Source organism: Pseudomonas koreensis (assembly GCF_025447595.1).
Taxonomy (GTDB): domain Bacteria; phylum Pseudomonadota; class Gammaproteobacteria; order Pseudomonadales; family Pseudomonadaceae; genus Aquipseudomonas; species Aquipseudomonas koreensis_H.
This window is the reverse complement of the sequence record NZ_JAOEJU010000006.1, coordinates 183,534-196,424: the sequence shown is the minus strand read 5'-3', so window position 1 is coordinate 196,424 and position 12,891 is coordinate 183,534. Positions and strand designations below refer to the sequence as shown.

Genomic DNA, 12,891 nt, shown 5'->3' with positions numbered 1-12,891 from the left:
CGGCAGTTTACCTGATGCATCGCCCCCTGCCCACGCGTTGGTCTTTTTTGGCTGATTAGCCTTCAGTTACGCCGATCGACGATATACCGGGCCAGATCGCGCAACGGCTCGGCAGCCGCGTCAAACGGTCGCAGCGCGTGCAGGGCCTGATCGCGCAGTTCCAGCGCATAGGCCTTGGCGGCGTCCAGACCGAGCAGCGCCGGGTAGGTCGGCTTGTCGCGGGCGATGTCGGCGCCCTGGCGTTTGCCGAGGGTTTCGGTATCGCTTTCGACGTCGAGGATGTCGTCCTGGACCTGGAATGCCAGACCGATGGCCTGTGCATAAGTCTGCAGGGACTTGAGTTCATCCTTCTCGGCACGGCCGCTGGCCAGGGCGCCGAGCTTGACGCTGACTTCGATCAGCGCGCCGGTCTTGTGCCGGTGCATCTGTTCCAGGGCTTTCTGGTCGAGCTTGAGGCCAACCGAACCGAGGTCGATGGCCTGACCGCCGACCATGCCGGCCGGGCCCGCCGCGTGCGCCAGCGCTGTAACCTGCTGCAGGCGGATGTCCGCGCTCAGGTCGCTCAGGCGCGGGTCGAGCAGGGCGCTGAATGCCAGGCTCTGCAAGCCGTCACCGGCCAGAATCGCGCAAGCTTCGTCGAATTTCTTGTGGGTGGTCGGCTGGCCGCGACGCAGATCGTCGTCGTCCATGGCTGGCAAATCGTCGTGCACCAGCGAATACGCGTGGATCAGCTCAACTGCACACGCCGCGCCGTTGGCCTGTTCAGCCTTGCCGCCAAGGGCTTCGCACGCGGCGTAGGCCAGCAATGGACGCACGCGTTTGCCGCCGTTCATCACGCTGTAGCGCATGGCTTCATAGAGGCGCGCCAGTTCTGGCAGCGGGGCGTTGAACAGGGTTTCCAGTGCCGCGTTGACCCGCGCCTGGCTGGTGGCCGAATACGCTGCAATCATTCTGGCTGATCCGCGTCGAAGGGTTCCTCGGCGAGTTCGCCATCGCGCTCCAGCAACACCTGGACCTTCTGCTCGGCCTGGGCCAGCGCCGCCTGGCAGTCACGGGTCAGGCCGATGCCCTGCTCGAAAGCGGTCAGCGAGTCTTCCAGCGACAATTCACCGTTCTCCAGACGCTCCACCAGCGTTTGCAGGTCGGCGAGGGACTGTTCGAAATCCAGTGCAGCTTTTTTGCGGGCCATGGCGGCTAATTCCGGTTGACGTTAAACCGGCGCGACACTAGCAGATAGGGGGGGTATGGGCAAATGAGCGGCGCCTGGATTAGCCCGCGGATTTGCCTGGAAAACTGATCTGATAGCGCGTACTGCGCCCACCGCCGGGCAGGCGTTCGAGACAACCCTTTTCCAGCAGCTCCGCCAGATGTCGGGTCGCCGTGGCCTTGGAGACTTTCGCCACGGCCTGATACTGCGCCGCACTGATACCGTGCTCGAAACCGCGTTCACCACCGTCGAGCAGGCGGTTGAGCACTTTGATCTGCTCTACCGACAGCTCGGATTCCCGATGCGTTTGCCAGAAGCGTGACTTGCCCAGAACGCCTTCAATCCGCGCAATGGCCTGTTGCAGGCTGCGCAGCAGGGTTTGCAGGAACCATGCGAGCCAGTCGGTGATGTCCAGCGTGGCTTTCTGGCTGGATTCGAGAGTCCGGTAATAGCCCGCACGATCATCGAGAATGCTGGCGGACATCGCATAAAAACGAATGGCCTGCGCTTCGCCCTGAGCCAGTGCCAGATCGGTGAGAGTGCGGGTCAGACGGCCGTTGCCGTCATCGAACGGGTGCAAGGTGACGAACCAGAAATGTGCGATGCCTGCTCGCAGTAAAGGATCGAGGCCTGCCTGATGCTGACTGGCGTCGAACCACTTGAGAAAACTGTCCAGTTGTCGTTCAAGCCCCTGTCGCGGTGGGGCCTCGAAGTGCACGGTCGGGCGGTCGATTCGCCCGGAAACCACATGCATTGGCTCATCGCCGCGTAGAGCGCCGACATTGATTGCTCGCGAAAGGAAACCACTCTCCTGTTCTGGAAACAGCCATGAGTGCCATTCCAGCAATCGTTCCAGCGTCAGCGGTTCGGCAAAACGTTGAGTAGCATCGAGCATCAGTTGCGCGAGACCCTCGCTGCGCTTGCTGACTTTGTCGCCATCCGGTAATTCCAGCCCCAGACGTCGAGCCAATGAAGAGCGCACGGATCCGACATTCAACTGCTCACCCTCGATGGCCGAGGAGGTCACGATGTTTTGCAGCAAAGCATCCAGCTCTGTCTGCGCACTCAGTGAATGGCTCACCGATCCCGCCATGCCCATCAATTGACCTTGTGCCTGAACACACTCGCGCAACAACGGTGACAGGCGTTCCGCCTGCCAGTTGAAGTCGGGCCAATCAGGTTGCTGCCAGATCCAGTGAGTCGCCATTTATTGCTGTTCCTGAGTGCGTGAGCCGATTGGAAACGCTATTCGGCTCATTTAGTGAGCCGAATATGACGCCTATTCGGCTCACCGTCCACTGGACGCCGTGATTCCCACCGCAAATCCACATGTATCCGATTGTTAAAAAACTGCCGAATCGCTAACCTTCGCGCCTTCTACGACCCGACAGTCACGGGTCTTTCAGACGAAACGCAGTTTTCAGCGCTGTGAAGTACCGAGGATCGGGTGCAAGGTTTCGTCAGGCATGGCAGGAGGCATCACATGCGTTCACTTCTTTTGCTGCTGATCGGCCTGGCCTGCGCGCCCGCGCTGCTGGCGGCGCCGAGCGCGGAGCTGTCGGAGCCGGTGGGTGGGTGGCGCTATCACGGGCTGCTCGATCGCACGGAAAACCCGCAAGTCGCCTATCCCACGCCGCCCATTGATCGCGGCATCCAGCGCAATCGCACGATGATCCAGGGCCAGCTCAAGGCCATCGGGCATCTACGGCCGCCGCACAGCCTGGCGGTGAATGGCAATCCACTGAATCTGTACACCGACGACCAGGGCCGTTTCGCCCGGCCGTACGCGTTTGGCGCCGGTTCCAACAGCGTCGAGGTGATCAGCGCCGACGGCCAGTCGCTCAAGCGCGTTCAATTCTACGAAGCCAACAATTTGCGCACGCCGGCGCGGATTCGCGTGGTGCTCGGCTGGGACGATCCTAAAGCCGAACTCGACCTGCACGTCATTACGCCTGACGGCCAGCACGCCTTTTGGGCGCGCCCGGCGATGAGCAACGGCGGCGGCCTCGACCCCGACGGCGTCGATGGCCCCGGCCCGGAAATGTTCACCATGACGGCGCCGCTGCACGGCACCTATCTGGTTTACGTCAACTATTGGGGCAACTTCGGTAACGGCGGCTATAACTTCGAGGAGACCGGCAACCAGAACGAGGTCATCACCTCGCAAATCACGCTGGTGCTCAACGAAAACACCATCGACGAAAAACGCGAAACGTTCATCGTGCCCCTGCGGGCCATCGGTGATCTGCTGCTGGTCAAGACTTTCAACTATTAAGCATCCCGCCACGGATGAACTCGGGTTCTGGAAAGATGAGCGATAACACTGCTACACCGGCCGCCGTAACACCTGCGGGCAAACCTTCCCGGCGCTGGCCGTTGCTGGCGGTCGGGCTGTGCCTGGTGGCCGGCGTGGCGGGCGGGCTCGGCTGGCTGATGCACAAACCCAAGGCGCCGCCGGCGGAATTGGCCAGCGACAAGCTCGGCCTGAGCCGCCCGGACGCGCTGCTGGAAACCCGCTCCCTGAGCCAGTTGCCCAAGGACTTGCTGACAGTGCCGTTTCTCAAGGCCACGCTCACCGAGGATTTCGTCTTCTATTACGAAACCCACGCCGACCGCCTCGGCTTGATCGGCAGTCTGCGACGGATCATCTACGAGCATGACCTGAAGTTGCAGGACAGCCTGATCGAGCAGCTCTTCGATCAACCGGCAGACGTCGCGCTGTGGCGTGGCGCCGACGGTCGGCTGAAGGATTTCCTGCTGGTGATGGATCGCGGCGGGCTGGCCAAAGTGCTGGAGCCGCTGGCGAAAGTCGCGCTGGATGATTCGCAACTGAGCGTGTTCAGCACCCTGAAAGTCGGCGGCGATGAAGTGCCGCTGTATCAACTGACCTACAACGCCGGCAAATCCCTGTTGTTCGCCTCCCGTGGCGACAAACTGGTAGTGCTGTCCAACCCGACCAAATTCTACGACCCGGAAAGTGGTGCTTCCGAGGAGTCCGGCCACGTTTCGCCGCAAGCGCTGGCGGCGTTGCTCAACGGTGAAAAACTGTTCCCCGAAGCATTCGGGCTCACGGCCAAGACACCTGAAACCAAACAGCGCCTGTCGGTCAATTCCAGCGTCCTGGCCATGGGTTACCAGCGTTTCATCCCGAACTTCGCCGGTTTGCGTTTCGACATGGACGACGAGGGCTGGCACAGCTATCTCGCGATGGATGAGCTGGAGAACCAGCCGGACTTCGACTTCAAACCGGTCTGGCAAGCCATGCCGCTGGGCGCCAGTGCCTGCGTGACCTTGCCGGTCGCTGCCGAGCCACAGAAACCGTTGCTGGTGAAACTCGGCGCCGAAGAAGCCGTGGCGCAGAAACTCACCGAGCACGTGGCCGGCGCGGCGGGCCTGTGCTGGTACGCCGATTCGCGGTTGTACACGCCATTGCTGGTGGCCAGTCTCAACGACGAAGACAGCGGCAAACTCGACGCAGATATCGGCACGCTGTTCGATTCGATGGTCGGCGCCTACGAAAGCAAGGTCGACGAGCACGCGTTCCCGGTGGTTGAGAAACAGGAAGGCCAGAGCCACCTCTGGCAGCGTCAGGTCAGTTCCAACTTCGGCCCCTACGCGGCCAAGGATGCCGAGAACCCGGACGCGATCACCGGTCGAGCCTTCATGAAAGTCAGTCTCGCGCGCCACGGTTCGACGCTGCTGTTTTCCCTCGACGACAAACTGGTCGACAAGGCCCTTGGCACCCTCGACAAACGCTTCCCGCCGATGGCCGATGTGCTGCCGAAAGACGTGCTGATGCCGATCTACTTCGGCCCGGATTCGATGGCGCAACTGATCCAGCAGGAAACCCTCGACAGCTTGCCGCAGGACATGGAGCCGGTGTTCTACAACGCCGCGCAAACCTACCTGATTCCGAAATTGCGCACCCTCGGCGGCATGGGCAAATACGCCCTGATCCTGCCGGAGGGCAGCGAGCCTGACGGTCACTGGCAATGGCTGCCGCTGGAGTGGAAAGCGCTGTGACGTCGTTGATCCGCAGCCTCGGCTTGTTCGCGCTCTTGCTGAGCGCCGGCGCCCGAGCCGTTGAGGCGCCGGCCCTCGATCCGCAGCAGTCCCAAGTCTTTCGCGCCTGGTTCGTGCGCATCGCTCAGGAGCAGTTGAGCAAAGGCCCGAGCCCGCGCTGGTATCAGCAGGACTGTGCGGGGCTGGTGCGTTTCGCCGCCAACGAAGCACTGAAAGTCCAAGACGACAAATGGCTGCGCAGCAATGGCGTGTCCAACCGCTACCTGCCGCCGGAGCTGGACCTGAGCGCCGATCAGCGCAAGCTTGCCCAGCAATGGCAGCAGGGCGGCGGCAAGGTCGGGCCCTACGTCAACGCGATCAAACTGATTCAGTTCAACAGCCATCTGATCGGCCGCGACGTGTCCCAGGCACGGCCCGGCGATCTGATGTTTTTCGATCAGGGCGACGACCAGCACCTGATGATCTGGATGGGCCGCTACATCGCCTATCACACCGGCACGACCACCCCAACCGACAACGGCATGCGTTCGGCAAGCCTGCAGCAACTCATGACATGGAAGGACACCCGATGGATACCCGACGCAGCCAACCCCAACTTCATCGGCGTCTATCGACTGAACTTTCTCTCCCAATGACCGGTGCCCGCATGCTGCGCTTACTGCCTTTTCTGTTGCTGTCAGTCCTGCCGTTTTCGGCCGTGAATGCCGAAGACACCGTCGAGCCAAGCGGCTACACGCCAGTCTCCGGTGAGAGCTTTTTTCTGCTGGCCGACAGCAGTTTCGCCGCCGACGAACAGGCGGTGGTGCGCCTTGAAGCCCCGGGTCGTGACTACCGTCGTTTCCGCATGGAACCGTACGGCGGCGCCGACATTCGGGTGTACAAAATCGACAAGCCGCTGGACTTCCTCAAGCGCCAGAAGAACCTGCACCGCGTTGTCAGTGACGGCCAGTTCAAGGGCGAAGGCCTGTCGAACACCCTCGCGTACCTTTGGGACAACTGGTACCGCAAATCCCGTCGGGTGATGCAGCGTGCGTTCTCCTACGAGTCGCGTCAGCAAGTCACCGAAGAAGTGCCGGAACTGAAGATGGGCAACGCCATCGCCGCGCCGACGCCGTACGACGCGCAACCGCAGTTCGCCCTGATTCCGGGCCTGCCGGTGGTCAGCCAGTTCCGTTATCCGCTGTGGCAGGCCAAGCCGATCCAGCCGCCGACCGGCGTCAATCTGGCCGGGTCTTCCAGCGAGTTCGTCAGTGTTGCGCCGGGTAACGTCTACATCCCGCTGGGCAATCTGAAACCGGGCCTGTATCTGGTCGAAGCGCTGATCGGCAAATACCGCGCGACCACCATGGTTTTCGTCTCCAACACCGTGGCGGTGAGCAAGATTGCCGGTGATGAATTGCTGGTGTGGGCTGCGCGCAAACATGAAGGCAGCTCGGTGCCGAAGGTCAATGTGTTGTGGACCGATGGCCTCGGCGTGATGAGCAGCGGCGCCACCGACACTGATGGTCTGCTGCGCCTGAAACACGTCAGCCCCGAGCGTTCGTTCGTGATCGGCGAGGACGAAGAGGGCGGGGTGTTCGTCTCGGAAAACTTCTATTACGACAGCGAAATCTACGACACCAAACTCTACGCTTTCACCGACCGACCGCTGTATCGCCCGGGCGATTGGGTGTCGCTGAAAATCGTCGGCCGTGAATTCAAGAATGCTCGGGATTCAGTGTTGCCGGGCGCAGCGGACGTTAATGTCAGCGTGCTCGATGCCTCCGGCACCGAGTTGCAGCGTCTGGATCTGAAACTTGATTCCAAGGCTGGCACCCAGGGCCGTTTCCAGTTGCCGGACAACGCCGTGGCCGGCGGTTACGAGCTGCGTTTCAACTACAAGGATCAGGCCTACAGCAGTGCGTTCCGTGTGGCGGAGTACATCAAGCCGCACTTCGAAATCTCGCTGAATCTGGCCAAGCAGGATTACCGCACCGGCGAGCCGGTGAAGGGCAGCCTGGTGCTGCTTTACCCGGACGGCAAACCGGTGGCCAACGCCAAACTGACCCTGAGCCTGCGCGCCCAGCAACTGTCGATGGTCGACAACGAGCTGCAATACCTCGGGCAATTCCCGGTGGAGCTGACCAGCACCGAACTGACCACCGACAGCAAGGGCAACGCGACCCTCGACCTGCCGGCCGCCGACAAGCCGAGCCGCTACATGCTCACCGTGTTTGCCAGTGATGGCGCGGCGTATCGGGTCAAGACCACCAAGGAAATACTCATCGACCGCGGTGCTGCCAGCTTCCGCCTGACCGCGCTGCAGCGTTTCAGCGCAGTCGGTGACAAGGTCGCGTTCAGCTACGCCAATGAGGGCGGCAGCCAACAGGCGCAGGCCGTTGTGCCGAGCAGCTACAGCTGGGTGCGTCTGGAAGACCAGACCACCGGCGAAGGCAAACTAGCGGCGAAAGACAAAAGCTTCAGCGTGGCCTTCGAGCGCCCGGGCACCTACAACCTGTCGCTGAAAGATCAGCACGGCCGAGTGCTTGGTGCGACCGGTCATTCGGTCACCGGCGATGGCGTCAAGGCAGTGCCGGGCACCGTGGAAATCGTCCTCGACAAACCCGAGTACAAGGCTGGCGACGAAGCGCTTGCGCTGATTACATTCCCGGAGCCGGTCAGCGATGCACTGCTGTCGCTGGAACGTGACAAGGTCGAAGCCACCGCGCTGCTGGTCAAGGGTGGCGACTGGCTGAAACTGGAAAAACTCAGCGAAACCCAATACCGCGCACGTATCCCGGTGAAGGACAATTTCGCGCCAAACCTGACGTTCTCCGTGCTCTACACCAAGGGCGGTCAGTACAGCTTCCAGAACGCCGGGATCAAGGTCGTCGCGCCGCAGATCGACGTGGCGATCAAGACCGACAAAGAGACTTATCAGCCGGGCGATACCGTGACCGTCGACCTGACCACGCAGTTCGCCGGCAAGGCTGTGCCGGCGCACCTGACGGTCAGCGTGGTCGACGAAATGGTCTACGCGCTGCAACCGGAAGTCGCGCCGACCATCGACCAGTTCTTCTACCACCCGCGCCGCAACAACGTGCGCACCAGCGCCAGCCTGTCGTTCATCAGCTACGACGTGGCGCTGCCGGGCAGCCCGGGCGCACCGGGCAAGGCCAACCGCAGCGAACGCGGGGTGAAAGTGCTGGAGCGGCCGCGTCGCGAAGACGTCGATACCGCTGCGTGGCAGCCAGAGTTGCTGACCGACGCCGACGGCAAGACCCGCTTCACCTTCAAGATGCCGGACTCGCTGACCCGCTGGCGCATCACCGCGCGGGCGATTGCCGATGACGGGCAGGTCGGGCAGAAGAAGCAGTTCGTGCGCTCGGAAAAACCGCTGTACCTGAAGTGGAGCGGGCCAAGCAAATTCCGCAAGGGCGATCAGCCGCAACTCGGCGTGTTCGCCTTCAGTCAGGCCGAAAAACCGGTCAAGGCTGAGCTGGTGACGCACTACGCCGGCGTCGAACAGCGCCTGCCGGTGACGCTGAACAACGGTATCAACTACCTGCCGCTGCCAGCGTTCGCATTGGCCACCGGCGAGTGGACAGCCGAGCTGGTGCAGGACGGCAAGACCGCCGATGCCCTGGCTGTGCGCCTGACCGCGACCGGCGAAGGCTGGCAAGTGACGCAGACCCAGAGCCTTGATGTGGCCAGCGGCGATACGCCATTGAGCCTGCCGGCGGACGCCACCGATATTCGCTTGCGTCTGGATGACAGCCCGCAAGCGCTGTTCCGTTCGGCCCTCGACGATTTGCTCAGCTATCCATACGGCGGCGTCGAGCAGACTGCCAGTCGTTTGCTGCCGCTGAGCATCGCTTATCCGTCGCTGGCGTCGAGCCCGCAGATCCGCGACCGCTTGCGCCTGATCATGCAGAACAGTCGTTTGCGTCTGGTGCAAATGGCCGGGCCGTCGGCAAGCTTCACCTGGTGGGGCTTCGACGGCGAGCCGGATGCGTTCCTCACCGCTTACGCCTATTACGCCGACTGGAACGCCAGTCAGGTGCTGGATCTGACCTTGCCGCCGGAGCACTGGCAGCGGGTGCTGGAGGTCTACGCCAAGCAGTCGCCGAACACGCCATTGCTGCAACGGGCGCTGATCCTGTCGTTCGCCAAGCAGATGCATCTGCCGGTCAACACGCTGCTCAGCGGCTTGATGGACGATCTGGCCAAGGCCGGTGAAGGCAATGCCGCGAACCTGATGGACGACGGTGAAGACAGTCTGGTGATGGGCGATCCGGATTCGGCGCTCGGTCTGGCGGCGGCACGGGTATTGACCGCATCGCTGGCCACGCAATCGAAAGTCGCTTTGCCGGACGCGTTCAATCGTCAGTTGGGCGCTGCACAACAGCGTCTGTCGGTCAGTTCGCAGCCGTTTGCCGAAGCGCTGAATTTGTCGCTGCAACCGTTCGATCAGGCTCGCGGGACAGCGTTGTTGCAACGCCTGTTGCCACAGCAATCGACCCTCGAACGTGCGCTGGCGCTGACCTGGCTGCAACGCAGCATCGCCCAGGCGTCGCCGACCATCGCGTTGGCACCGGGCGAAGGCTGGAAGAAAAACTACGGCGCGACCGGCGAGATGTTCTGGACGTGGCAGGGTGCTGCACCGGTGCCGAGCGTGTTGTCGGTGTCGGGCACTCAGGAGCGTCCATTGCGTGCGGCGCTGAGTTACCAGACCCAGCAACCGGCGGTCGATCCGATGGCGGTGACCATCACTCGTCGCCTGTCGCGTCTGGTGCCGGGTGACGAAGCCTTCACTTTCAAACTGGAGCCGGTCGGTAGCAAGCCGTTGTCCAGCGACAGCCTGTATCTGGACGAGGTGATCCTCACCAGCAAAGCACCGAAACCGCTGCGCTACGGCATGCTTGAAGTGCCGCTGCCGCCGGGCGCGGATGTCGAGCGCACCACGTGGGGCATCAAGTTGCAGGGCAAGGACGGCACCGAGCCGACCGCGCTGGAAAAAGCACGGTTCGAGCCGGGTCAACTGGCCTACGCGGTGCCGGTAGATGCGTTGAGCGGTGAATTGCGTCTGCGCCATCTGGTGCGCTTCTCGCAGAAGGGCCAGTTCAACCTGCCGCCGGTACGCTTCACTCAGGTCTACGCACCGCAGCATCAGGCCCAGGAAGCGAAAGCCGCCCTCGGTCAGGTCACGGTCAACTGACATGACCCGGCCGCTGCTGTGGCTGCTGATGTGTGTGATTCCTGCGCTGGCGACGGCGCAGGATGAACCTTTGCGCGTGGCCTACAAAGGCGAATTGCTGTCGCTGAACCCGACGCAACTGACCGCTCGCGAGGCGTTGCCGTCGTCGCTGGATACGCCGCTGGGCAGTTTGTGGAAGGTGTTCGTTTACGCGTGGCTGGTGGATACCGGCGCGCGGGAATCGGCGTATGAATGTCGCGGGCAGTCGAAGGAAGAGGTTTATTGCTGCACCGCAGGCGGGAACGTCGAACGTGATCAGGCGCTGGTGAAATCCTGCGGGCTGTATTTCGAGCCGGCGCGGTTGGGCATAACCGCTGGCGATTGGAGAACCTATTGGCAGGCGCGACAGGCGCCGTCGTGGTTGCTGGACCTGCCATCGGTGCAACCGGCTACTCGGGTTTCAGTGGCTGAATTGCTGAAGGTTTTGACTTTGTTGCCGGCTCAGGATCAGCTGCGCCGTGTGCTGCTCGACGTGGTGTTGAACGCGGCGGACGGCAATGTCGTGGGTGAACTCGGCGGGCGCTTGAGGGTGAAGACCTGGAGCTGGCTCGGCGATCAGGACCCGCAATCACGTCAGGGCGGATTCGCTGGCTGGACGGCGGACGGTTCACCGGTCTGGGCCGGTGGCCGGGGCACCAGTCAGATGGTTTTGCGGCATTACGGTTCGGCGTTGGCGACGGTGTTGCCCGCATCATGGCCGGCGGAAGCAGGGCATTGTGTCGAAGTCGGACTGTTCTCGCGTTATCCGGTTTCGCGGGTTCTGTCGGGGGAGCGCGTTGCTGGCTCAGGCCCGTTGCAGGGTGACTATCGCGTCGAATTCGCCAATGGTAATGCGCTGGATATCCACAGCGACGGCGAGCTGTTTCTGCTCAACGACAAGCTGGTGGCCCGGCTGGATCGCGAAGAATACGTCGCCCGCGTGCTGGAGCGTGAAGCCAGACCCGAACCGGCCGAAGCCGCCAAAGCATTGGCCGTGGCAATCCGCACGTATCTGCTGCAAAACGCCACGCGCAACGGCGAATGTCTGAGCATCGATGACAGCAGCACCCGTCAACGTGTCGCACCGCGTCCGGCCTCTGCCGAGTCGCGCAACATCACGGCGTGGACGGCGGATCTGGTGTTGGCCGGCAGCACCGTCACTTATCACTCCGATCAACCCGGCCCCGACAAACTCGCCTGGCAGCAGGCCGTCGAACAAGCCAATGCCGGCCAGCGTTACGACGCGATCCTGCTGCACGCTTATCCGCGCGCCAGCCTCAGCCGCTGGGACAACCCGGTGGCGTCCTGCGAAGCACTGCCCGCCGCGCAGGACTGGCTGCAAAAACAACGGCGCGGCTGGCGTCCGAAGCTGGAAAGCGAAACCGGCTACAACGAAGTCAGCACTTTCGCCGTCTGCAAACTCGCCTTCGGCCGCCCCTTCGTCGATCGCGAACGCCAGCGCATCTACGTGCGCGGCGTGCTGTCCTTGCAGGACCGCCTCGACCTGACTCACGAATACCTGCACCTGGCCTTTGAAGCACACCCCAACGGCCAGGATGAAACCTATATCGAAGGGCTCGCCCGCCACCTTTTGCTGGAATAGACCATGACACTCCGTTATCCACAGGTCTTGCTGTTGCTCTGCGCGCTTAATGCATTGCCGATGGCGATGGCCGCCGACAGCGTCAAACTCGACACCCCGGTCGGCGGCTGGCGCAGCGGTGCGCCCGAAGGAGGCGAGGGCGAAAGTTTCCGCCAGACCGTCAACTACCCGGCATCCTCGGTGAATACTCCGGTCGGCCAGGCCAACACCGCCCGTATCAGCGGCGAAATCAAAGCCACACCGAAAAGCAGAGAGCCCGGCCGCCTGATCGTCAATGGTGTCAGCATGCCGCTGAAAATCGACGACAGCGGCCGTTTTGACCGCCCGTTCTCGTTCCCCAACGGCAGCAATAGCGTCGAAGTCCGCAGCCCCGACGGCCAGCAACGGCACCGCACGCAGTTCCTCAACACCAGCGGCGGCGCTACTCCGGCCAAGTTGCGGGTGTTGCTGGCGTGGGACAGTGACGGCACAGACCTCGACTTGCACCTGATCACACCCGACGGCGCGCACATCTGGTATGGCGATCGCGTCGCACCTAATGGCGCCGCTTTGGACGTTGACGTGACGACTGGTTACGGCCCGGAAATTTTCGCCATGCCGGCGCCGATCAAGGGGCAGTATCTGGTGTATGTGAACTACTTCGGCGGTGGGTATCGCGGGGATGATGAAGGTGGAGAAGAGGCGGTACAGCCATTGACCACTGCACAGGTGACGGTGATTACGGAGGAGGGAACGCCAAGCGAGAAGATGGAGACTTTTCTGGTGCCGATGCGGGCGGTGGGGGAGTTGACGTTAGTAAAGTCCTTCAGCTACCCGTGAGCGGCAGAGGACTCGCCGAGTCTC

The 12,891-nt window shown here is 62.4% G+C and carries 9 protein-coding genes; 6 read left to right on the top strand and 3 right to left on the bottom strand.

The window, feature by feature from the left end:
- Positions 1 to 62 precede the first annotated feature (62 nt).
- The 3 genes from ispA to N8H71_RS10935 all read right to left on the bottom strand — a co-directional run bounded on the left by ispA (position 63) and on the right by N8H71_RS10935 (position 2,414).
- Positions 63 to 950, bottom strand: a complete 888-nt coding sequence (ispA, locus tag N8H71_RS10945) for a (2E,6E)-farnesyl diphosphate synthase (protein ID WP_064599720.1) — start codon at positions 948 to 950, stop codon at positions 63 to 65.
- Positions 947 to 1,189 carry an exodeoxyribonuclease VII small subunit gene (locus N8H71_RS10940; protein ID WP_007894317.1) on the bottom strand — a complete coding sequence of 81 codons (243 nt, stop codon included), beginning with the start codon at positions 1,187 to 1,189 and terminating at the stop codon, positions 947 to 949. Before N8H71_RS10940 ends, ispA begins: the two co-directional genes overlap by 4 nt.
- A gap of 79 nt (positions 1,190 to 1,268) precedes the next feature.
- Positions 1,269 to 2,414, bottom strand: coding sequence for a Fic family protein (locus N8H71_RS10935; RefSeq protein ID WP_262193993.1), 1,146 nt, complete (start codon positions 2,412 to 2,414; stop codon positions 1,269 to 1,271).
- Positions 2,415 to 2,690: 276 nt separating this feature from the next.
- Between N8H71_RS10935 and N8H71_RS10930 the strand changes: the two genes are divergently transcribed.
- From N8H71_RS10930 to N8H71_RS10905, 6 genes are read left to right on the top strand one after another with little or no spacing between them, the layout of a single operon-like run.
- Entirely contained in the window at positions 2,691 to 3,482 is a 792-nt protein-coding gene (locus tag N8H71_RS10930) for a YfaP family protein (RefSeq protein ID WP_262193992.1), read from the top strand.
- Positions 3,483 to 3,517: 35 nt separating this feature from the next.
- Positions 3,518 to 5,230, top strand: coding sequence for a DUF2138 domain-containing protein (locus tag N8H71_RS10925; RefSeq protein WP_262193991.1), 1,713 nt, complete (start codon positions 3,518 to 3,520; stop codon positions 5,228 to 5,230).
- On the top strand, positions 5,200 to 5,865 hold the full coding sequence (locus tag N8H71_RS10920) for a DUF1175 domain-containing protein (protein WP_262193990.1): 666 nt from the start codon (positions 5,200 to 5,202) through the stop codon (positions 5,863 to 5,865). Before N8H71_RS10925 ends, N8H71_RS10920 begins: the two co-directional genes overlap by 31 nt.
- Positions 5,862 to 10,427, top strand: a complete 4,566-nt coding sequence (locus tag N8H71_RS10915; RefSeq protein WP_262193989.1) for an alpha-2-macroglobulin family protein — start codon at positions 5,862 to 5,864, stop codon at positions 10,425 to 10,427. The genes N8H71_RS10920 and N8H71_RS10915 overlap by 4 nt, the downstream gene beginning before the upstream one ends.
- A 1-nt stretch (position 10,428) precedes the next feature.
- The gene (locus tag N8H71_RS10910; protein WP_262193988.1) at positions 10,429 to 12,048 is read left to right on the top strand and encodes a DUF2300 domain-containing protein; all 1,620 of its coding nucleotides are present in this window, start codon (positions 10,429 to 10,431) and stop codon (positions 12,046 to 12,048) included.
- A 3-nt stretch (positions 12,049 to 12,051) separates the two neighbouring features.
- On the top strand, positions 12,052 to 12,867 hold the full coding sequence (locus N8H71_RS10905) for a YfaP family protein (protein ID WP_262193987.1): 816 nt from the start codon (positions 12,052 to 12,054) through the stop codon (positions 12,865 to 12,867).
- Positions 12,868 to 12,891 lie beyond the last annotated feature (24 nt).